Source organism: Carnobacterium sp. ISL-102 (genome assembly GCF_018612935.1).
GTDB classification, from domain to species: Bacteria; Bacillota; Bacilli; order Lactobacillales; family Carnobacteriaceae; genus Carnobacterium_B; species Carnobacterium_B alterfunditum.
Map to the genome: position 1 here is coordinate 152,771 of NZ_JAGGRF010000003.1, position 22,217 is coordinate 174,987.

18 protein-coding genes and 1 pseudogene are annotated in these 22,217 nt (G+C 35.6%); 4 read left to right on the forward strand and 15 right to left on the reverse strand.

Annotated features, from left to right (window positions below; genetic code table 11):
• Positions 1 to 249 precede the first annotated feature (249 nt).
• The 7 genes and pseudogenes from dtd to J7E16_RS02390 form a co-directional block, all read right to left on the reverse strand.
• A complete protein-coding gene (gene dtd / locus J7E16_RS02360; RefSeq protein ID WP_214888275.1) occupies positions 250 to 696 on the reverse strand; it encodes a D-aminoacyl-tRNA deacylase in 447 nt (148 codons plus the stop codon).
• Between the two features lie 194 nt (positions 697 to 890).
• Entirely contained in the window at positions 891 to 3,101 is a 2,211-nt protein-coding gene (locus J7E16_RS02365) for a RelA/SpoT family protein (protein WP_214888278.1), read from the reverse strand.
• Positions 3,102 to 3,388: 287 nt separating this feature from the next.
• Positions 3,389 to 4,039, reverse strand: coding sequence for a deoxyribose-phosphate aldolase (gene deoC, locus J7E16_RS02370; RefSeq protein ID WP_034548644.1), 651 nt, complete (start codon positions 4,037 to 4,039; stop codon positions 3,389 to 3,391).
• Between the two features lie 78 nt (positions 4,040 to 4,117).
• The gene (locus tag J7E16_RS02375; RefSeq protein WP_214888280.1) at positions 4,118 to 4,879 is read right to left on the reverse strand and encodes a 16S rRNA (uracil(1498)-N(3))-methyltransferase; all 762 of its coding nucleotides are present in this window, start codon (positions 4,877 to 4,879) and stop codon (positions 4,118 to 4,120) included.
• A complete protein-coding gene (prmA, locus tag J7E16_RS02380) occupies positions 4,880 to 5,833 on the reverse strand; it encodes a 50S ribosomal protein L11 methyltransferase (RefSeq protein WP_214888282.1) in 954 nt (317 codons plus the stop codon).
• Between the two features lie 46 nt (positions 5,834 to 5,879).
• A complete protein-coding gene (locus J7E16_RS02385; RefSeq protein WP_251006031.1) occupies positions 5,880 to 6,377 on the reverse strand; it encodes a DUF3013 family protein in 498 nt (165 codons plus the stop codon).
• Positions 6,374 to 7,009, reverse strand: a pseudogene (locus tag J7E16_RS02390) (DNA-3-methyladenine glycosylase). Before J7E16_RS02390 ends, J7E16_RS02385 begins: the two are co-directional and overlap by 4 nt.
• 282 nt (positions 7,010 to 7,291) lie before the next feature.
• On the opposite strand from J7E16_RS02390, the gene J7E16_RS02395 reads away from it, so the two are divergent.
• The gene (locus J7E16_RS02395; protein ID WP_353049850.1) at positions 7,292 to 8,365 is read left to right on the forward strand and encodes a type I restriction endonuclease; all 1,074 of its coding nucleotides are present in this window, start codon (positions 7,292 to 7,294) and stop codon (positions 8,363 to 8,365) included.
• A 380-nt stretch (positions 8,366 to 8,745) separates the two neighbouring features.
• On the opposite strand, the gene J7E16_RS02400 is transcribed toward J7E16_RS02395, so the two are convergent.
• From J7E16_RS02400 to J7E16_RS02410, 3 genes are read right to left on the reverse strand one after another with little or no spacing between them, the layout of a single operon-like run.
• Positions 8,746 to 10,632, reverse strand: a complete 1,887-nt coding sequence (locus J7E16_RS02400) for an ABC transporter ATP-binding protein (protein WP_214888284.1) — start codon at positions 10,630 to 10,632, stop codon at positions 8,746 to 8,748.
• Positions 10,622 to 12,358, reverse strand: coding sequence for an ABC transporter ATP-binding protein (locus tag J7E16_RS02405; protein WP_214888285.1), 1,737 nt, complete (start codon positions 12,356 to 12,358; stop codon positions 10,622 to 10,624). Before J7E16_RS02405 ends, J7E16_RS02400 begins: the two co-directional genes overlap by 11 nt.
• 18 nt (positions 12,359 to 12,376) lie before the next feature.
• On the reverse strand, positions 12,377 to 12,826 hold the full coding sequence (locus J7E16_RS02410; RefSeq protein WP_251006032.1) for a MarR family winged helix-turn-helix transcriptional regulator: 450 nt from the start codon (positions 12,824 to 12,826) through the stop codon (positions 12,377 to 12,379).
• A gap of 343 nt (positions 12,827 to 13,169) precedes the next feature.
• On the opposite strand from J7E16_RS02410, the gene J7E16_RS02415 reads away from it, so the two are divergent.
• From J7E16_RS02415 to J7E16_RS02425, 3 genes are read left to right on the forward strand one after another with little or no spacing between them, the layout of a single operon-like run.
• A complete protein-coding gene (locus J7E16_RS02415) occupies positions 13,170 to 14,468 on the forward strand; it encodes a Y-family DNA polymerase (protein ID WP_214888287.1) in 1,299 nt (432 codons plus the stop codon).
• Entirely contained in the window at positions 14,465 to 14,836 is a 372-nt protein-coding gene (locus tag J7E16_RS02420) for a hypothetical protein (RefSeq protein ID WP_214888289.1), read from the forward strand. Before J7E16_RS02415 ends, J7E16_RS02420 begins: the two co-directional genes overlap by 4 nt.
• A gap of 20 nt (positions 14,837 to 14,856) precedes the next feature.
• Positions 14,857 to 15,168: a single stranded DNA-binding domain-containing protein gene (locus tag J7E16_RS02425; protein WP_214888292.1), complete on the forward strand. Its 312-nt coding sequence runs from the start codon at positions 14,857 to 14,859 to the stop codon at positions 15,166 to 15,168.
• A gap of 140 nt (positions 15,169 to 15,308) precedes the next feature.
• Here the strand turns inward: J7E16_RS02425 and J7E16_RS02430 are convergent, their stop codons facing one another.
• The 5 genes from J7E16_RS02430 to dnaK form a co-directional block, all read right to left on the reverse strand.
• Positions 15,309 to 15,452 carry a hypothetical protein gene (locus J7E16_RS02430; protein WP_034548628.1) on the reverse strand — a complete coding sequence of 48 codons (144 nt, stop codon included), beginning with the start codon at positions 15,450 to 15,452 and terminating at the stop codon, positions 15,309 to 15,311.
• Positions 15,453 to 16,064: 612 nt separating this feature from the next.
• A complete protein-coding gene (locus tag J7E16_RS02435) occupies positions 16,065 to 16,259 on the reverse strand; it encodes a hypothetical protein (protein ID WP_214888295.1) in 195 nt (64 codons plus the stop codon).
• Between the two features lie 508 nt (positions 16,260 to 16,767).
• Entirely contained in the window at positions 16,768 to 18,591 is a 1,824-nt protein-coding gene (lepA, locus tag J7E16_RS02440; protein WP_214888297.1) for a translation elongation factor 4, read from the reverse strand.
• A 443-nt stretch (positions 18,592 to 19,034) separates the two neighbouring features.
• Positions 19,035 to 20,195, reverse strand: a complete 1,161-nt coding sequence (dnaJ, locus tag J7E16_RS02445) for a molecular chaperone DnaJ (protein WP_214888849.1) — start codon at positions 20,193 to 20,195, stop codon at positions 19,035 to 19,037.
• A 132-nt stretch (positions 20,196 to 20,327) separates the two neighbouring features.
• Entirely contained in the window at positions 20,328 to 22,172 is a 1,845-nt protein-coding gene (dnaK, locus tag J7E16_RS02450) for a molecular chaperone DnaK (protein WP_214888300.1), read from the reverse strand.
• Positions 22,173 to 22,217 lie beyond the last annotated feature (45 nt).

A 22,217-nucleotide genomic window follows, 5' to 3' on the forward strand; every position in this document is an offset into this window, starting at 1 on the left:
TGAAGCCTAAAAGAAAGTTGTCATGTTTGTAAGCTGCTTTAGCAGCTTACAAACATGATACACTTGGGCATTATTTGCCCACAGTGCTTCATTTTAAGCTACAAGCAACCCTATTCCTTCATAAATTTTGGGTAAGTAATGCCATTAGATTAAGCCTATCAACACTAAAAATTATAGATCCATTAAAAAAAAGGACCGGCAATAGGAGTCTTACTTCCTATTGCCAGTCCTCTTTTTTTAGGCAATTTTTCAATGCTGTTTGCTGTCAATAATAATGGTAACCGGACCATCATTTAAAAGTGATACTTGCATATCCGCACCAAAGATCCCCGTTTGAACAGTTAGGCCCGTTGCTTTTAATTGAGCATTGAATGCATCGTAGATCGGAATAGCCGTTTCTGGTTTTGCAGCCTTGGTAAAACCTGGACGATTTCCTTTTTTTGTGTCAGCATATAGTGTGAATTGAGAAATAGAAAGAATTTCTCCACCGACATCTTCTATACTTAAATTCATTTTCCCTTGAGAATCTTCAAAAATACGCATGTTGCAGATTTTACGTACCAGATAATCAATATCTTCTTGCTGATCCTCTTCTTCTATCCCCACTAACAATACCAATCCATGTGTTATTTCTCCCATGATCGTTCCTTCGATACTGACACTTGCTTCTTTTGTTCTCTGGATAACAATCTTCATTTTCCAAAACCACCTTATATTTTCTAAAAAAAACTTTTAATTTCTGTTGCTTTAATTGATCAATTAAAGCAACAGAATAAAATCTTTTCTGGGTTTGCCAGAGATCCTTTGAATATTTGTAATTTCAAAAAAAAGAAAACAGAAATTTGCCCTAAAGGACAGACCATTTTCTGTTTTCTTTTAATCGCTAAGGATCAAGAAGACATTCTTCTCACATTATAAACATCAGGAATGGATTTAATTTTTTCAACGATTTTATCTAGTTGAGCGATATTTTGAATGCCCACTGTTAATGTAATAGTAGCCATCTTATCTTTATCTACTTTTCCATTTACGTTATTTAAATTTTTTGTCATACTATTTACAACTTGTAAGACTTCATTCAACAAGCCCGAACGATTATAGCCAATGATCTGTAATTCAGCATTGTAATCTTGACTTTTAGAAGTAGCTTCTTCCCATTCGACTTCAATTAACCGATTTTCTGCATCTTTTGCTGCAAGAACATTAGGGCAATTTTTACGATGAATCGAAACGCCTCTGCCTTTTGTGATATATCCAACAATTTCATCACCTGGTACAGGATTACAGCAGCGGCTAATACGAATGAGCAAATTATCGATTCCTTGAATGACAATGCCACCTTCGTGTTTCACTTTGATTTTCTCAGGTTCTTTTTTAGGTTTCAATTCAATTGATGTAACTTCTTGGACTTTCTTTTCGTTTTCTCGATCTTTACGTTCTTTTTCTGTTAATCGATTAGCTATTACAAGAGCTGTTAATTCACCAAAACCGATTGCAGCATATAGATCATCTTCTGAAGTAAAATTAAAGCGTTCTAGGAGCATCTTGATGTTACTTTTCGTCAAGAAATTTTTGGGTTGAAATTGCATGTCATTCAACTGCTTTTCAAGCATATCTCGACCCTTTATGATATTCACTTCTCGATCTTGCAACTTAAAGAAACGTTTGATTTTATTTTTGGCTTTGCTAGTTGATACTAAGTTGATCCAATCACGGCTAGGGCCGTATGAATTTGGAGATGTTAATATTTCAATGATATCTCCTGTTTTCAACTTATAATTTAAGGGCACGATTTTACCATTTATCTTAGCACCAATCGTCTTATTCCCTATTTCAGTATGGATATTAAACGCAAAGTCTAACGGACCAGCCCCTGAAGGCAATTCACTGACATCTCCTTTTGGTGTAAAAACGTAAACTTTATCTTTGAAAATATCTTCTTTAACACTCGCCATAAAGTCGCTAGCATCTTTTGAGTCATCTTGTAATTCGATGATATCCCTAAACCATGCTAATTTATTGTCATCTGAATCGTCTTCAATTTTTTTAGTGATGCCTTCTTTGTATGCCCAGTGAGCTGCAACTCCATATTCAGCTACTGCGTGCATTTCTTTTGTCCGGATCTGGACCTCTATAGGTTTACCATATTGTCCGATAACGGTGGTGTGGATCGATTGGTACATGTTTGATTTTGGCATAGCAATGTAATCTTTGAATCTGCCTGGCATTGGTTTCCAACGAGTGTGGATCGCTCCTAATACAGCGTAACAATCCTTAATTGAATCAACGATGACACGAATCGCTAATAAATCGTAAATTTGATCAAATTGTTTTTTATGATCACGCATTTTACGATAGATGGAATAAATATGCTTTGGTCTACCAGTGATATCTGCAGTTATATTTAATTCTTCAACTGATTCTTGAATTTTTGAAATGGAATCGGAGATATAAGCTTCTCTTTCTTCTCTTTTAGAGTTCATTAAATGGACAATTCGGTAATATTGTTGCGGATTCAAATAGCGCAATGAAGTGTCTTCTAATTCCCATTTAATTAAATTGATCCCTAAACGGTGAGCAAGCGGAGCATACACTTCAAGTGTTTCATTTGCAATTTGTCTTTGTTTTTCGGGTCTATGAAATTTCAGTGTACGAAGATTATGCAAGCGATCAGCCAATTTAACCATGATCACTCTTAAATCTTTTGCCATTGCCAACAACATTTTACGATGATTTTCTGCTTGTTGCTCTTCATGTGATTTATATTTAATTTTTCCTAATTTAGTAACACCATCTACAAGTATCGCCACTTCGGGAGAAAATTCTCTTGAAATATCTTCAAAGGTATATTCAGTATCCTCTACAACATCATGAAGAAATCCAGTCGCTACTGTAACAGGATCCATCTTTAATTCAGCTAAGATACCGGCAACTTGTATCGGATGGATGATATAAGGCTCTCCTGATTTTCTAAACTGATCTCTATGAGCATTTGTGGCAAAATCACAAGCCTTTTTGACAAAAGCCACATGACTGCTATTCATGTAAGTAACGGTTAAGGCAATTACTTCTTGTGCAGTGTAATCTTTATTTTTGGGCATATTGTCACCTTCTTTTCATTTATCACTAATTAATTTTTATATTTTACTTCATTTCAAATCGATTAATACAAAATAAGCACTCCAAATGGGTGCTTTAACTATTGCTTCACACTACATTATACTAATATTAAGGATGAATTTCAATATAAACAAAAAAATCAAACAAAACAGGCTTTATTTTTTACTTTTGTAAACGATTCTATAAAAAAAAGAATACAAGTCACAATCAGACTCGTATTCTTTCCAACTTATTTAGTGAGTTATTTGTTATTCTGATTAAAATTCGTTTAACCTTTTACGATTGCTAATCCGTTTGAAGAACCTAAACGAGTAGCGCCTGCTTCAATAAATTGTTTAGCATCTTCCGTTGTACGAACGCCGCCACTTGCTTTAACACCCATATCAGGTCCTACAGTAGCGCGCATCAATTTAATGTCTTCAAGTGTTGCTCCGCCTGTTGAAAAACCGGTAGATGTTTTCACAAAATCAGCTCCTGCTTTTTTAGCCAGTTCACACGCACGTATCTTTTCTTCATTTGTTAATAAGGCTGTTTCGATAATAACTTTTGACAACGCTCTTCCTTTTGAAACATTTACTACACTTTCGATGTCACTTTGGACTAAAGCGTCATTCCCGCCTTTAAGAGCGCCAATATTGATGACCATATCCACTTCAGTTGCCCCATTTTGAATTGCATTTTCTGCTTCAAAAGCTTTTACTTCAGATGTATTAGCTCCTAAAGGAAAACCAATGACCGTACATACTTTTACGTCTGTACCACTGAGCAGTTCTGCAGCTTTTTTTACCCAAGTTGGGTTGATACATACAGACATAAAGTCATATTCTGCTGCTTCTTCACAAAGCATTTTGATTTGTGCCTCCGTTGCTTCTGGTTTTAATAATGTGTGATCAATTGTTTTGTTTAATTCTACTGTCATATTATATCCCTCTTTCTTATATTGATGATAGCATTTTCATTATACCTAATTTATCCGTTTTGGACAAAAAGAAATTTCTCATTTATGCATCAATTCAAAATGATACGAAGCCGCTGCTAATGCATACAATGGAGCAGTTTCGGTTCTTAAAATTCTTGGGCCCAGTGCACAGGGCAAAAAGCCATTCTGAATGAATGCGCCTACTTCATCTTTAGATAACCCACCTTCTGGACCAAAAACAATGAGTAACTTTCCGCCAGCAGGCAGCATTTTTAATCCTTTAACAAAATTTTGATCTTCTCCTGCTTTAGCACTTTCTTCATATGCTACTAAACAGACATCAAATTGTTCTTTCATCTCAATCAGCTGCTTCACCGAAGCAAGTGGCTGAAGTGTTGGAATTTTTGTACGGTGCGATTGTTCAGCTGCTTCCTGTGCAATCTTTTGTAATCGTTCGATTTTTTTAGCTGCTTTTTTGGTATCCCATTTTGTGATCGAAAAAGACCCCGCAAAAGGAATGAACGCACTTGCGCCTAATTCTGTTCCCTTTTGGACGATCAGATCTAACTTGTCTCCTTTAGGAAGGCCGCTAGCAATCGTCACATCGATCGGCAATTCTTGTTGTCTAAGATCATCTTCGACCCAGTTTAAAAGAACTTTATTTTCTTCAATTGCATTGATTTTAGCAATAAAAGCTTGCTGATTTTTTGTTACAAGGTATACACGGTGGTCAACTTTCATACGCATTACTTTTATCATGTGATGGAAACTGTCTCCGCCAATCGAAATAGTTTGATTTTGATAATCCTTTAAATCTTCATTTAAAAAATAGCGTTGCATTTACTCATCCTCCGCTAAAGGTTTTTGAGCGACGATACTGCACCAGTCTTTCATTTGCTGCACTTGTATGATTGTAAAGCCTTGTTTTCTTTGCTCAGAAAGGATCAATTCTTTTTTATCCTCAATGATTCCTGAAGTTAAAAATAGACCGCCTGGTTTCAATACATCAAAAGCTTCTGGTATAAGAGGAATAATGATTTCTGCTAGAATATTTGCTACAACAATATCAGCTTCGATCGTTACGCCTTTCAGCAAATCATTGGCTTTTACAATAATATCTTTAGCATACTCATTCAACTCAATATTTTCAACTGCTGCTTTTACAGCCACATCGTCTAAATCATAGGCATGAACATGTTTGGCCCCTAGAGCTTTACTGGCGATACTTAATACACCTGAACCTGTCCCTACATCTAAAATCGTTTCATCTCCACGAATGTATGTTTCAAGAGCTTGTAAGGAAAGCATAGTTGTTGGATGAGTACCTGTACCAAAAGCTAAACCAGGATCTAACCGAATCACTCGCTCATCTGAATGCTTCAGGTCATAATCTTCCCAACTTGGAACGACCGTTAAAAATCGAGTTACTTGCAAAGGATGGTAATACTTTTTCCAAGCCGTAGCCCAATTTTCTTCCGCAACCTCGTCTACTTTTATATTATTTGGCGCAATATTTAAGCCAAATGTCTTGAGTTCTTCGATTCTAAGTTTGATACTTGGAACCAATTCAGGTAAAAATAGCGTATCTGGAAAATAGGCTTTTATGATCACACCTTCTTTAGAAAAGTCTGCTTCATCTAACGCCCATATCTCACCAAAGCCATCATCAGGGTTATTTAAGAAATCTTGTCTATCCTCAATAGCTACTCCTTGGGAACCTGACTCAATAAGAATATTTGAAACAGCTTCAACAGCTTCATTTGAGGTTTGTATTTGTAATTCAATCCACTTCATCTTATTATTTTACCTCCATTTAATCATTTATTTAGTTTTGATCAGTTTAATATTTTGGATAAGGAAGTTTCTCTTCGTCGTAACGATTGATATCTTTTAACGTTTTGATTGTTCCGTCAAAATTAGTATCATTCCAGTTTAACTCAAATTCTTCGATCGTTGGGTCGGTAGCAAAATCTAGTAAATCGGATTGTCCTTCTGTAACAACTATACGAAGTGTCTTTAGAATTGCATCAATATACCCTTTTTCAATGCCCATTTTAAAATCAACTGGAAAGGCTTTTAAGTAGTTATCTGTTTGAATCTTTGACTTTTTAGGATCAAAAAGGCAGATAGCATCCTCAAATTGGATAATGTTGCCTTGAGCTGTAGTTCCTTCTATGTCTTCGATCACAATATTTTCTTCTTGTTTTTCAGCAAAAATCGAAAAATAAACTTCGATCGCGTGCTGTTTTTTATTCCACTCTAATTTCCAATCAAATTCAAAATCACTTTCTTCCAATGCTTCGCCTAAATAATCTAATACGGTTTCTTGTGCCATCATTGTTCGCCTCCATTAGTTGGTTCATCCCAACCAAAATTTGTTTCTATTTTACCCTTTTTTCTTGATACATATGGATTTCCCACTACAGTATACCGTAACAGTGCGTCTGTCCATTCTCCTTTATTTGGGACACCTATTCTAGGAGATAATTGAATTTTTTTAGGCACTTTCCTTGTAGCAACATCTATGATCAAGGGAGATTCTGCAACTGATGTCCCATCATCTAATTTAGTGATTTTCATTGCCTGAGTTAGTTTTCCAGGTCCATCTGTTACTGCAAAGCCAACTTTCCCTCTTCTTTCAGACATTAGCGCTACACCTTTTAAAGGCTCAACGGCGCGTATTAAAATGGCTTCTGGTACCCCTTTTTCTTGAACAACTACATTTAGCATTAAGTGTGTGTGCATGCTATAGACATAAATTGTTCCTGGTTCTTTATACATGGATTCAAGACGAGGAGTTCTTTTTAAGCCTTAGCTATGAGCAGCTTTATCTACCCCACCTAAGTAAGCTTCTGTTTCTACGATCCAACCAGATGTCACACCTTCATCTGTTTCTTTAGTCACTAAACAACCAAGTAAGTCTTGAGCTATTTCTTCCGTTGTTTTTGTCTGATCTGTCCAAAAATCCATTTCAATCCTCTTTCTGCTGTATTCCATTTTTAGTGATTATTGCTTCATTTACTAGTATACAATAAAAGAACCATTAGATAAAAAGAAAGTCATTTCAACCAAAGATATTTGGGAAACTAACCTGGTGTAATGAATAGACGATATTGTAAAAAAAGCTGTTTATTTCAAAAAATAATTACTTCTATAAATGCATGTAGTTAAGAATCTTTAATGGTATACTAATTAATAATAAAGCATGTTATTTATTATTAATGGGTTAAATACATATATGGGGGAGTCAATTTGGAAAAATTCAAACAAGAAGTAATGATGTTAGCCGAACGGTCTAAGCTAGTAAAAGAAAAGTTATTAACAGAAGAATCAACAAAAACTTCATTAATTATGCCATTCTTTCAAATGTTAGGTTATGATGTTTTTAATCCTTCAGAATTTGTTCCTGAATACATAGCTGATATTGGAATAAAAAAAGGTGAAAAAATTGATTATGCTATCATGTCTAATGATAAACCGATTATTTTAATTGAGGCTAAATCAGTCAATGATAAATTGACAACTCATGGTTCTCAACTATTCCGCTATTTTCATACTAGCAGTGCACGGTTCGCTATCCTAACTAATGGGATTGTTTATCAATTTTTTACTGATTTAGATGAACCAAATAAAATGGATCAGAAACCTTTCTTTACCTTTAACTTAGAAAAAATCAAAGATAGTTCTCTCTCTGAACTTATCAAATTCAAAAAATATGGCTTTAATCTGGAAAGCATTTTTACAACTGCTTCAGATTTAAAATACTTAAATCTCTTCAAAGAATATTTCGAGACTGAATACGAAACAGTCAGTGAAGATTTCGTTAAATTTTTTATTGGAAAGATTTATGAAGGTAAAGCAACTAGAAATACAATAGATAAATTCACTCCTATTGTACAAACTGGATTAAAACAATTCGTTTCCGAAAAAGTTAGTTCTAAAATTAACGATGCCTTAAAAACTACTAGTGAAACTCATATTGAAACTACTATTATTGATACTATTCCAGAAAAAGAAGAAACATTAGAGTTGGTTGATACTGATATTGAAACAACAGAAGAAGAAATACAAGGATTTGGAATAGTAAAAGCCATTCTTTTTGAAACTGTAGATCCTGAAAGAATTTTCTATCGTGATAATAAGTCTTATTTTAATGTTTTACTAGATAATAGTATAAGAAAATGGATTGTCCGATTAAACTTTAATACTAATCGCAAGTTAATACAATTTAATGATGATTCTTCTGAAAAAATTGTATTGGATAATGAAATTGATATTTTAAAATACAAAGCCAGAATAATAGAAATCAGTAAACGATTCCTATAAAAGAACTACCTCTTTTTATTAGATGAACTGTTTCTTATTCATAAAGAAACATGCACTCAAAGAGTATTTACTAGTACTTTATTTTGTATTCTAACTACAAATCACCTTATTTATGAAGTAAACTATCCCATATTGATCAAATGAGATGTGGACTGGAGTTTCATTTGATTAATAAAGTAGAGTTATTGATCAAATGAGCAGCAAGTCACCTTGCTGTTTGACTAATGAACGAGATTTATTGATCAAACGAGCACCTGAATCGTTTCCCATTCGACTAATAACGCTCTATAACAAATAAAAAAAGTTTTATTGAAGATCATTATCGTCTTCAATAAAGCTTTTTATGCGTTTAGATATAATTTGACCGAAAAAGGCACTGTTTAGTCCATTTCAAAGGCACCAGTATACAGTTGGTAATATTCTCCTTTTTGCGAAATCAACTCTTCATGATTGCCTCGTTCAATGATGCGTCCTTGGTCCATCACCATGATTGCGTCTGAATTACGAACAGTTGATAGGCGATGGGCAATTACAAATACCGTTCTGCCTTTCATCAATGCGTCCATTCCGCTCTGTACAACCGTCTCCGTACGTGTATCAATACTAGACGTCGCTTCGTCAAGAATCAGTACTGGCGGATTCGCTACAGCTGCTCTGGCAATTGCCAATAATTGTCTTTGACCTTGTGAGAGCGAACCGCCATCTCCTGTTAACTCTGTCTCATAACCGTGTGGCAATTGTCTGATGAAAAAGTCGGCATTGACTAGTTTTGCCGCTGCTTCAACTTCGTCATCTGTAGCATCTAAACGTCCGTAACGAATATTGTCTTTGATCGTTCCTGAGAATAGATGCGTGTCTTGTAGTACGATACCTAAGGATTTTCTTAAAGCATCTTTCTTGATGTTTTTGACATCGATGCCGTCGTAAGTGATAGTTCCTTTTTGGATATCATAGAAGCGATTGATCAAATTAGTAATAGTTGTTTTCCCAGCTCCAGTTGCTCCGACAAACGCAATTTTTTGGCCTGGTTTTGCAAATAGATCAATGTGATGAAGAATCGTTTTATTGGCGTTATAACCAAATGTCACATCTTTAAAACGTACATCCCCAGTTAATTCCGTGTACACAACTTCATTAGCAGTTGTCGTTTGTTTCCAAGCCCATTGACCTGTGCGTTGAGCAGATTCTTCAATTTTTCCGTCAACTTGCTTAGTGATATTTACTAATTCAATCGTTCCACTATCTTCTTCAGGTTTTTCATCCAATAAGTTAAAAATACGTTCTGCACCCGCTAATGACAAAATGATCGCATTAAACTGTTGCGAAATTTGTGATACAGGCATGGTGATGCTTTTGGTGAATTGAACAAAAGATGCGATACTCCCTACTGTTAAAACCGTGAGCCCTGTAATTGAAAGAACAGATCCTATGACAGCCGTTAATAAGTACATAAAGTTCCCTATATTTCCCATGATCGGCATTAAAATATTTGCATAGGTATTTGCTTTTGTAGCATTTTCTCTTAACACTTCATTTAATTCATTAAAATCAGCGACCGCTTCTTCTTCATGATTAAATACTTTCACAACTTTTTGGCCCTCGATCATCTCTTCTACATAACCATTTAACGTACCCAATGCCGCTTGTTGTATTGAGAAGTAACGGCCACTTTTACTGCCAATCGTACGAATGACCGTAACCATGATCCCTAACATAAATAAAACAACTAAAGTCATTGGTATATTAATAATGAACATCGCAATAATAATCGATAAAATCGTAACCAACGCCGAAAAAATTTGTGGGATCGATTGGCTGATCATCTGTCTTAGCGTGTCCGTATCATTCGTGTAATGACTCATAATATCGCCCGTTGCATTGCTATCAAAATAACGGATAGGTAAAGACTCCATATGCGTAAACATTTCATCTCGGATATCTTTCAAGATTCCTTGCGATACAGTAACCATTGTTCGATTAAAAATATAAGTGAAAAAAGCACCAGTCAAATATAACAACGCCATTAACCCAATAACGCGTGCTAAACCCGAAAAATCAGGTGATTCTTGAGTAAGGAGAGGAGTGATATATTTATCTATCAACGTTTTAGTAAAGCTGATCCCAATCGCATTAGTTGCTGCACTAATGATGATACTGACAGTTACGACGATGATCCTTAATTTATATTGCTTAGTCGCATAAGAAAGAATTCTTTTAAATATTTTTAATGGACTAACAGTTGGTCTCGTGATTGGTTTATTTTTCAACTATCGTCCCTCCCTTTACTTGAGAATCATATACTTCTTTATAGATTATATTGTTTTCCAGCAATTCTTCATGTGTCCCAATTCCATTGATTTTCCCTTCATCTAATACGATGATGCGGTCAGAATCTTGAATAGAGGAAATGCGTTGCGACACAATGATTTTTGTTGTATTCGGAATTTCTTCTATAAATGCTTTTCGAATATACGCATCTGTTTTCGTGTCCACTGCACTTGTAGAATCATCTAGAATTAAAATTTTAGGCTGTTTCAATAAGGCCCGTGCAATCGTCAAACGCTGTTTTTGACCGCCAGATACATTTGAACCACCTTGATCTAGCACCGTTTCATATTTATCCGGAAAGGACTGGACAAAATCAACTGCTTGGGCCAACTTAGCAACCCGTTGAATTTCTTCCTCCGTGGCTGCTTTATTTCCCCATCTCAAGTTGGTATTGATCGTTCCAGAGAATAACGTATTTTTTTGCAGCACCATTGCAATTTGATCACGCAGGGCCACTAAATCGTACTCTTTCACATTATGTCCTGAAACGTATACTTCTCCTTCAGTCGTATCGTATAACCTAGGAATCAGTTGGATCAGTGAAGTTTTACCACTACCCGTTCCACCGATGATACCAATCGTTTCACCAGATTTGATTGTGAGATCGACCTGACTCAAATCGGCCTCTTCGGATAATTCATTGTATTTAAATTGAACATTTCTAAACTCAATTTCGCCATTTTCAATTGTCGTAATTGGATTCTTAGGATTTGTTAACGTTGCTTTTTCTTGTAAAACTTCAGCGACTCGTCCTACTGAAGCTTCAGAAATAACGACCATAATAAAGATCATAGAGATCATCATAATACTGGTTAAAATCTGCATAATGTACGTAATAAAACTCGTCAATTCACCCGTACTCATTGTTCCACTAACAACATATTTTGCCCCAAACCAGTAAACAAGAAGCAAACTAGAATAAATGGCGATCTGCATAATTGGAGCATTTAGGGCAGTGATTTTTTCGGCTTTTGTAAATAAATCTTTAATATCTGAAGAAGCCACTTTAAATTTTTCGATTTCTTTCTCTTCACGAACAAATGATTTTACAACGCGTACGCCGTTAATATCTTCTTGTACGGTCTGATTTAATCGGTCATATTTTTTGAAAACGACTATAAAGTAAGGATGCACAAGATAGATAAGACCGATTAAAATAAAACCCACAATAGGAACAATGACTAAAATGGTCAAAGATAATTTTAAATTTGTATAGGCTGCCATCGCAAATGCAAATGCGATCATAAAAGGTGCTCGAATAATGGTTTTCAACACCATTTGAAAAGCCATTTGAATATTTGTAATATCAGTTGTGAGCCTCGTGATCAGACTTGATGAGGAATATTTGTCAATATTATCAAAGGCAAATGTCTGAATGTTCTTGTAGATATCTTGGCGGAGATTCGTTGATAATCCTACTGCAGCATCCGCAGAAAACTTTCCGCCTAGTACGCCAAACAGCATAGAAAAACAAGCCAATGCAAACATTAGTGACCCTATTTTCAAAACATAACTGAGATCTCCTGCTATTAATCCATTATCAATAATTTTCGCCATCAGAAAGGGTATAAAAATCTCAACCGCAACTTCCAATGCCATGAACAGCATCGTTAAATATGAAGGTTTCTTGTATTGTCGTAATGACTTTATTAACGTTTTATACATTATTAAATTTCTCTCCTTTTAATCAAGCGAATGCGCCTGCTCCATTAAAGCATATATCCGGTAAATCGTTTTTATCGTCAAGCGAATATCTTCTTCCGGAATATCTTTTAAAATTTGACTATTTTTATGATGAAAATCATAAACGATTTTTTGATGCAAAAACAACCCTTTCTCGGTTAACTGAATGTTTACTACTCGCTTATCTTCTGCATTTGATTCTTTTTTGATGTAACCTAAATTTTCCAATAAGGCTATGTTTTTTGTAATGCTCGGCAGTGTTACACCAATCTTCCCAGCAATGTCACTTACACGCACTTCTGTTAACTCCTTTGACAAATTGTACAAAATTTTAATGATATAAATGTGTCTCTTTTGTATTTCAGGAGGCGGTTCAGGCAAAAAACGTAACGTTTGTTTTGCGCTCAAACAGGCATCAATATATTCTTCAGATAGTTGACTATCCATCATTCTTTCCTCCTTTAAATTAAGTTACCTAGTATAATTACTATAGGTAACTATAATAGCAAAAAAAAGCCCAAATAGATAGTGAAATTTACTTATTCTTTCAAAGTAATTTTATAATACTAATTTTATTCTTTTTTTATTATATAGAGACCTAAAAATCATTTTACTTCTTTCAAACCCGCTGATCAAAGCTAATGAATATAGAAAAACCAATAAATCATGTCGGAAAGCTTTTAATAAAATCTAATTTTTTACGCTTCACTTTAGTGCAAATATTTTTTTCTGGAGTATTTACTTTACAAAACGAACGTACGTTCGTATAATAGGATAGAAAGGAGGGGTTATGATGTCGTTCAATTATTCTGAAGAAAAAAGTGGTGATATTTTTTGTGTCGATGTTAAATCATTTTACGCTTCTGTTGAATGTGTTGAACGTGGTCTGCATCCCCTTAAAGCTTTACTTGTTGTCATGAGTAATGCAGAAAATTCTGGTGGCATCGTTTTGGCTGCTTCACCTATGGCTAAGAAAATACTAGGTATCAGTAACGTTTCTCGAAAATGGGAGATTCCTCCTCATCCTGATTTGATTATCGTACCCCCTAGAATGGGCTTTTATATTGAGAAAAACACTGAAATAAACGATATTTTTCGTAAGTACGTTTCCGATGAGGATCTACATATTTACAGTATCGATGAATCATTTGTATCTGTCAGAGGGAGCTTAAAACTATTTAAAAGAAAAAATGCTTATGATATGGCCAGAATGATCCAATACCATATTTTTAAGAAGACTGGTTTATACGTAACGATTGGTATTGGCGATAATATGCTAATGGCTAAACTTGCTCTAGACAATGAAGCCAAACATAATTCAGATTTTATAGCCGAATGGCGGTATGAAGACGTTTCAAAGACGGTTTGGAAAATCGAAAATCTGACGGACATGTGGGGTATTGGAAGTCGAACAGAGCGAAGATTAAATAGCTTAGGAATTAAGACAGTCTATGATTTAGCTCATGCAAACTTCTATCAATTGAGAGATTCTTTGGGTCTTATTGGTGAACAACTTTATGCTAACGCTTGGGGTATCGATCGCAGCGATATTAGAGATTCGTATCGACCTTTAGAAAAAAGTTACGGGAATTCCCAAATCTTAAAAAAAGATTACTTCAAAAGACAAGAAATCAAAATTGTTATTCGTGAAATGGCTGAACAAGTTGCTACGCGAATTAGAAAGCACCATTGTCAGACGGGATCTATCAGTCTTGCTATAAGTTACTCTAAGTACGAGGAGCAATCTGGTTTTTCTCGGCAACTAAAAATACCAGTCACTTCTAATACAAAAAAGTTAGTTGGCTACTGCTTTGAGATATTCAATAAATATTACGAAGATGATAAAGCCGTTCGGCGCATAGGAATAACTTATTCAAAATTAACCTATACAAGCGACATCCAATTGGATTTATTTGAAAATCCTATTGAACAAATTACAAACGAAAAATTAGATTCGCTAGTGGATAAAATAAGAGATAAATATGGTTTCCAATCACTAGTGCATGCTAGTAGTCTTATGGATGGCGCAACAGCTATCGACCGTAGCTCGCTTGTCGGTGGTCATGCTGGCGGAATGGAGGGTATAAAATGAACTATTTAAATGAAGAATACCACGATCGTGGCATTAAGAAATGGGCAGGATTTTATTTATCAGAGCATACAGTTGCACAAGAAAAGTTAACAGATGAGAGACAGAAAAGCAATCCACAAAAACAACAATTAGATCCACAAGAGATCGCTTTAGTAATAAATGAAGCGATTTTAAAGAACAGATCCGTTGCTGTCCAAATTGAAGCAGTCGATCAAAATGCCTGTTATAAAGATGATATCGTCGGTCTTGTTGCTGGTGGAGATGAATTGGGTATCTATATAAATGATACCAAAGTTGATTTTGATGAAATTCGCAATGTTCAATTCATAAGTCTAAAAAAATGGACTCATCTTACTGATTATAATTGATCATGAATGGAGGGAAAATTATGAACACTGTTGTGATTACAGGAAAAGTTGAATCAGATGTCAAAGTGCTCAACACAAAAAACGGCACACCCTTATGCAGATTCACTCTACTATCAGATGGCCGTAAATTTAATTGTTTGATTGCTGGTAAAAAAGCTTTTGGCTTTGTTTATGAGGTACAAATGGGTTCAGAAATTACGATCGAATCAGCCATTAATGAGCGCAATCAATTAGTCGTACAAAAGTTTAACGTATTAAACCCTCCAAATTATTTTGGCCAGGTATTTGATTACAAAGGTCACCGAATGCCTCATAAGAAAGTATTATTTTAATGCTTATCTTATTGTTACTGATAGTGAACAAACTCTAACTTAAATTCTTCACTGTATTTCGTCCTAAAAAAGCACCCTTAAAAGGTTAGAGCTTACTCTAACCTTTTAAGGGTGCTATCTATTTGGGTGTGTATTTTTAATTATAAACCAGTTTGCTTATTAAAAATCTTTGGACCTTTTCGCATATTTTTAAAGTCATTTTTTGGTGCGCTGGTTTGGTTAGATCTTCCGCCACCTGCTTGTTTCTTTTTAATTAACTCTAACATCTTTTCTTTTGAGTTCACTTTTCCCACCACCTTGTCACTACTAATACACACTCTAAGTGCGTTGAGAGGTTGTAAATAATTGCTACATTGATGGAAACCTCTTTTTACCGTGTTTTCAATCCATCTTCACAATAATTAAATTTACATTCTCGAATAATAATACAGGATAAACCTTGAAGTAACAAACAAAATATTTTTATCCATTGATTAACCTACGATTTTCAATACAATTTTTGTAGTGCTATACTCTAATGCGGTAGTAAAACTTATCCAATTAAAAAATACCACTAATAAAAGGACAAACTGGTAATTGGAATTGAAGCTGATAACACAGATATCGTATATGAAGTTTTAGAATCAGATGAAGACTCTTACGATTTGAAATTAATAAGCTGATCCTTACAAGAGCAAGCCGGTTCTAGAACTGCTGGTATATATAAAGTTTATAAGGATAGTACTTATGAAATAGTAGCCTAACTGAATTAACTAATAGACTCATTGACTGCCCTACACATGACATTTAGGGCAATTACTTATTATAATAATTATTTTAATAGTAGTCCCATTATCAATTATGACATTAATGAATTAGCTTAATAAAAAAAAGACCCCCAAAAGGAGTCTTGAAATTTATTTCACTTTATAAACAACTGTTGTAAGTAAAACATGCGGTTCAGTCAGCACTTGGTTGATAGAAAAAATTTCTCCTTCATTCTCACTTACTTCTCCTAACAACACTTCTAGATCGTTTTGTACAGTTTCGCGTCCTTCAAATTCTCCAATAGGATTACTCGTAACAGTTAAAACTCTATAGTTATACATCATATTTCTCCCTCCTTTCTGGTGACTACAGTATACCAGAAAGTAATCTTAACTCGATGCAGTTAGCTTGCTAAAAAATCCAAATAACAGAATGCTTTTACACTAAACTTATGTAAATGACAATGATTTTTTTATGCAAAACTCTGCACGTTTACGCTGCAAAGTTCTGTACATTTATTCTGCCATAAACAAAAGCTCAAAAAGATAGCGGTGTGAACTTTACTTTTCATATGTTTAGGCATACCTATGCCTCTTTATTATTGGAAGCTGGTCAGTATGAAAGCTATCTAGGTACGTTTAGGACATTCAAGAATCCGCACAACAATGGATATCTACTCTCATGTGACCAAAAAAACGAATCGTGAAGCTGTCGATATTTTCAAAAGCGCGATAAAAAGAAAATAAACCTTCCGACAAAAACAACATAAAAATTATTTTCGTCGGAAGGTTCGCCGGAAGGATGGCCTATTTAGCCATTATTCAATTATAAGAATATTGTTATATCAAAGTTTTACTCGTCATCCATCTTAAGAACAGACATGAAGGCTTCTTGCGGTACTTCTACTGATCCAACTTGTTTCATCCGTTTTTTACCGGCTTTTTGTTTTTTCAATAGTTTTTGACGACGGGTTACGTCACCACCATAAAGTTTCGCTGTAACGTCTTTACGTAAGGCTTTGATGTTTGAACGAGCCACAATTTTTTGTCCGATTGCTGCTTGAACAGGAATTTCAAATTGGTGTCTTGGAATAATAGTTTTCAATTGATCAACAATTGCTTTTCCACGATGGAAAGCAAAGTCTTTATGCACGATAAAGCCTAGTGCATCTACTTTTTCGCCGTTCAATAAAATATCCATCTTAGATAAATTGCTTTGTTTGTAGCCAATCAATTCATAATCTAAAGAAGCATATCCCTTAGTACTTGATTTTAATTTATCAAAGAAATCATATACGATTTCTGATAGTGGAATTTCATAAACCACGTTTACTCGGTTATCATCAAGGTACGCCATCGTTAAGAAGTCGCCACGTTTGCGTTGTGAAATCTCCATTACAGCTCCGACATAGTCGTTTGGAACCATAATTGTTGCTTTTACATAAGGTTCTTCAATCGATTCGATCACACCTGGTTCAGGCATTTCAGCTGGGTTAGCTACGATTTTTTGAGTGCCATCCGTTAAGTTTGCGTGGTAGATAACTGATGGAGCCGTTGTGATCAATTCTAAGTTAAATTCACGTTCAAGGCGCTCTTGAATCACATCCATGTGTAACAAGCCTAAGAATCCACAACGATACCCAAATCCAAGCGCTTGAGAGGTTTCAGCTTCAAATTGCAGTGCTGCATCGTTTAATTGTAATTTATCTAACGCGTCTCTTAAATCGCCATAACGAGAAGAATCAATTGGGTACATCCCACAATAGACCATTGGCGTCATTTTACGGTATCCTTTTAATATTTCTGTAGCAGGATTATTCGCTAGAGTAATGGTATCTCCAACTCGAGTATCTTGGACAGTTTTGATATTTGCAGTAACGTATCCAACATCCCCAACCATTAGAAATTCGCGTTTGATCGCTTTAGGTGAAAAGACTCCTACTTCAGCTACTTCAAACGTTTTTCCGTTACTCATCAACTTCATGGTATCTCCAGGTTTGATCATCCCTTCCATCACACGAATATTCAAGACCACTCCACGATAAGCATCGTAAACTGAATCAAATATTAACGCTTTTAAAGGATTATCTGTATCGCCTATTGGAGCTGGAATTTTTTCAACGATTTGCTCTAAGATTTCCTCGATGCCGATACCAGCTTTAGCACTTGCAAAAACGGCTTCACTAGCATCTATCCCAATAACATCTTCTATCTCCGTGCGGACACGTTCTGGATCTGCCGCTGGTAAATCGATTTTATTAATAACGGGTATGATTTCAAGATCATTATCTAGAGCTAGGTAAACGTTTGCCAGTGTTTGGGCTTCAATGCCTTGTGCTGCATCAACAACCAAAATCGCTCCTTCACAGGCTGCTAAACTTCTTGAAACTTCATACGTAAAATCGACGTGTCCCGGTGTGTCGATTAAATGTAGTGTATACGTTTCGCCATCTTTTGCTGTATAGTTCAATTCAATTGCATTTAATTTGATCGTAATGCCTCGTTCACGTTCAAGATCCATCGAATCTAATAATTGTGCTTGCATATCGCGATCAGCAACGGTATTCGTCATTTGTAGGATACGATCGGCTAAGGTTGATTTCCCATGGTCAATATGGGCAATGATGGAGAAGTTTCGAATACGTTTTTGTCTTTCAATTAATTCCTGTTTATTCATCTAGTCGTGCCTACCTTCTTTATTTATTCCGAAAAGTGTCATTGTAAATTATACCAGTGAAACCCCTGAATTACAATAAACTTAGAGGGAACCAGCTCTTAAGACAAAAGAAAGCCTAAGCTAGTGCTCAGGCTTTCTTTTGGGTCTATAATTTTAGTGTTGATAAATTAATTAAATTACTAATCCAAAATTTCTGAAGGAATAGGGTTGCTTGTAGCCATGTATAAGATTCAATGAGAATTACAAAACGTTGGCGCTTCAGCGATTAGGTTTTGTTTGAAGCTTGAAAGTCTGTAAGACTACAGGCTTACAGGCGGTCCAATGGCTCCACAAGCAAACCCGTCCATTCCAGAAGAAATTTTATTTTGAAGCATCAACACTATTTGTCATATAACATTTCTGTGTACTTTAAATAAAGTACCCGCTTATTTAAAGAAATCAGTTCATTTCCTTTTCTTATCTGCTTTAAAAGCATCTTTTACTTTATCAAAAATAGAACCATCTTGTTCTTCAACTTCCATGCCGCTAGCTTTAGCAAATTGTCTCAACAAGTCCATTTGTTCTTTAGATAAATTCTTCGGAGTGATCAATTTAATCTTCACATGTTGGTCTCCAGTACCTGTGCCACGTAATTTTGGTGCTCCTTTGCCTCTCAGACGGAAATTCGTTCCTGTTTGTGTTCCAGCAGGTATTTTTAGTTTCACTTTACCATGAACAGTCGGAACTTCAACTTCATCCCCTAAAGAAGCTTGGACAAAATTAATTGGCAATTCATAATAAATCTCTGATCCATTTCGTTCAAATTGATTGCTGGCTTTGACACGGAAAACAACGTATAAATCTCCGTAAGGTCCACCATTTTTACCAGCTTCCCCTTGTCCGTTTAAGCGCATTTGATTGCCATCTTCAACACCTGCGGGAACCGTTACTTTAACCGTATGTTTGTCTTTAGTATGGCCTGAACCATAACAAGTTGGACAAGGTTCTTTAATTTCTTTACCCGTACCATGACAAACATCACAGGTTTGTCGTGTCATTACTCGTCCAAGTGGTGTGTTTCTCTCAACGTTCAATGAACCTGTACCATGACATTTAGAACAGGTCACAGGGTGAGTACCTGGTTTAGCTCCATCACCGTGACATGTCTTACATTCTTCTTCACGATTGTAGCTGATTGTGGTTTCTTTTCCAAAAATAGCTTCTTCGAATTCAAGATTGACCGTGTATTGTAAATCATCTCCTTGACGAGGAGCATTTGGATTTTGTGAACGACCGCCGCCACCAAAGAATGATTCAAAAATATCTTCAAAGCCGCCGCCACCAAAGCCGCCGCCGAAGCCACCACCGCCGTAACCGCCACCACCTGCTCCAAAGTTGGGATCCGTACTTGCATGACCATATTGATCATAAGCTGCACGTTTATCAGCACTACTTAATACCTCATACGCTTCTGCAACTTCTTTAAACTTGTCTTCAGCACCAGCTTCTTTATTGATATCCGGATGGAACTTTTTTGATAGTTTTCTGTATGCTTTTTTTATTTCTTCATCAGAAGCACCTTTTGATACTCCTAATACTTCGTATAAATCTCTTTTAGCCATGATTTCCCTCCATCGTTACGAATAAAAATTTTTTAATGTATCCTCAAATTCGCCTTAATGAGCATAGCATATCTAGAAGAAAAAGCCAAAAGCAATTTGCCTTGGCTTTTCCCTTTCATCCTCTAATGTTAAAGATTATTTATTTTCGTCATCTACCTCTTCAAAATCAGCATCAACAACATCCTCAGATCCACCTTGTGCTCCTTGTTCTTGTGCATCTTCTGGGTTTGCCTCTGCTTGAGCTTGAGCAGCTTGTTCATATAATTTAACTGTTAGAGCTTGCACGATTTCATTTAAAGCATCGCGTTTAGTTTTCATTTCTTCGATATCATTTGCTTCAACAGCTGCTTTTAATTCATCACGAGCTTCTTCAGCTTTTTTAACTTCAGCTTCATCAACTTTACCCTCAAGTTCAGTGATTGTTTTATCAACTTGGAATAATAATTGATCCACTTCATTACGTAATTCTACTTCTTCTTTACGAACTTTATCTGCTTCAGCATTTGATTCTGCATCTTTAACCATACGTTCGATTTCTTCATCAGTCAAACCTGAAGATGATTTGATCGTGATTGTTTGTTCTTTTTGCGTTCCTAAGTCTTTAGCACTAACGTTAACAATTCCGTTTTTATCAATATCAAATGTTACTTCGATTTGTGGGATTCCACGAGGTGCAGCAGGAAGGTCAGTCAATTGGAAGCGTCCTAATGTTTTGTTGTCGGCTGCCATTGGACGTTCACCTTGCATTACGTGTACATCAACAGCCGGTTGGTTATCAGCAGCAGTTGAGAATACTTGTGATTTGCTTGTTGGGATCGTTGTGTTACGTTCGATCAGTTTTGTAAACACCCCACCCATTGTTTCGATACCTAATGATAATGGAGTAACATCTAACAAGACGATATCTTTAACATCACCAGTAATAACTCCACCTTGGATCGCAGCACCCATAGCTACTACTTCATCAGGATTAACTGATTTGTTTGGTTCTTTTCCTGCTTCTTTACGTACAGCATCTACAACAGATGGAATACGTGTTGATCCACCTACTAAGATAACTTCATCAATTTCAGATGTAGCTAAACCAGCATCTTTAAGAGCTTGACGAACAGGTCCTTTAGTACGTTCTACTAAATCATAAGTTAATTCATCAAATTTAGCACGAGTTAAGTTGATTTCCAAGTGTAACGGTCCAGCTTCACCAGCAGTGATAAATGGTAGGCTGATTTGTGTTGAAGTTACGCCTGACAAATCTTTTTTAGCTTTTTCAGAAGCATCTTTCAAACGTTGAACGGCCATTTTATCTTTAGATAAGTCGACACCATTTTCTTTTTTGAATTCAGCTACTAAATAGTTCATGATTTTGTTATCAAAATCATCTCCACCTAATTTGTTATCACCAGCAGTAGACAATACATCAAAAACGCCATCTCCTAATTCAAGAACAGAAACGTCAAAAGTACCTCCACCCAAGTCAAATACTAGAATTTTTTCTTCTTTATGTGTTTGATCTAAACCATATGCTAACGCTGCAGCAGTTGGTTCATTTACGATACGTTCAACTTCAAGGCCTGCAATTTTACCAGCATCTTTAGTAGCTTGACGTTGTGCATCATTAAAGTAAGCAGGAACCGTAATAACAGCTTTATCAACTGTTTCTCCTAAATAGCTTTCAGCATAACCTTTCAAGTATTGCAAAATCGTTGCAGAAATTTCTTGTGGAGTATATTTTTTGCCGTCAACTTCAACTGAGAAACCAGCTTCGCCAATATGACGTTTGATTGAACTAATTGTATTTGGGTTTGTTACAGCTTGACGTTTTGCAACTTCTCCAACTTGCATTTCTCCATTTTTAAAAGCTACTACTGATGGAGTCGTACGGTTACCTTCTGGATTCGGAATAATTTTTGCTTTTCCGCCTTCTAATACTGCAACTGCTGAATTTGTTGTTCCTAAGTCAATACCTATCATTTTTCCCATTATAAAATCCCTCATTTATTTATTATTTTTTTATTATTTATTTAT

Excerpts from the sequence above, each read along its gene's own strand:
- J7E16_RS02425 (WP_214888292.1), top strand. The coding sequence starts at position 14,857 with ATGAACACTGTTGTGATTACAGGAAAAGTTGAATCAGATGTCAAAGTG.
- dtd (WP_214888275.1), bottom strand. The coding sequence starts at position 696 with ATGAAGATTGTTATCCAGAGAACAAAAGAAGCAAGTGTCAGTATCGAA.
- J7E16_RS02375 (WP_214888280.1), bottom strand. The coding sequence starts at position 4,879 with ATGCAACGCTATTTTTTAAATGAAGATTTAAAGGATTATCAAAATCAA.
- deoC (WP_034548644.1), bottom strand. The coding sequence starts at position 4,039 with ATGACAGTAGAATTAAACAAAACAATTGATCACACATTATTAAAACCA.
- lepA (WP_214888297.1), bottom strand. The coding sequence starts at position 18,591 with ATGAATAAACAGGAATTAATTGAAAGACAAAAACGTATTCGAAACTTC.
- J7E16_RS02410 (WP_251006032.1), bottom strand. The coding sequence starts at position 12,826 with ATGATGGATAGTCAACTATCTGAAGAATATATTGATGCCTGTTTGAGC.
- J7E16_RS02415 (WP_214888287.1), top strand. The coding sequence starts at position 13,170 with ATGTCGTTCAATTATTCTGAAGAAAAAAGTGGTGATATTTTTTGTGTC.
- J7E16_RS02420 (WP_214888289.1), top strand. The coding sequence starts at position 14,465 with ATGAACTATTTAAATGAAGAATACCACGATCGTGGCATTAAGAAATGG.
- J7E16_RS02405 (WP_214888285.1), bottom strand. The coding sequence starts at position 12,358 with ATGTATAAAACGTTAATAAAGTCATTACGACAATACAAGAAACCTTCA.
- J7E16_RS02385 (WP_251006031.1), bottom strand. The coding sequence starts at position 6,377 with ATGATGGCACAAGAAACCGTATTAGATTATTTAGGCGAAGCATTGGAA.
- J7E16_RS02435 (WP_214888295.1), bottom strand. The coding sequence starts at position 16,259 with ATGATGTATAACTATAGAGTTTTAACTGTTACGAGTAATCCTATTGGA.
- dnaK (WP_214888300.1), bottom strand. The coding sequence starts at position 22,172 with ATGGGAAAAATGATAGGTATTGACTTAGGAACAACAAATTCAGCAGTT.
- J7E16_RS02365 (WP_214888278.1), bottom strand. The coding sequence starts at position 3,101 with ATGCCCAAAAATAAAGATTACACTGCACAAGAAGTAATTGCCTTAACC.
- prmA (WP_214888282.1), bottom strand. The coding sequence starts at position 5,833 with ATGAAGTGGATTGAATTACAAATACAAACCTCAAATGAAGCTGTTGAA.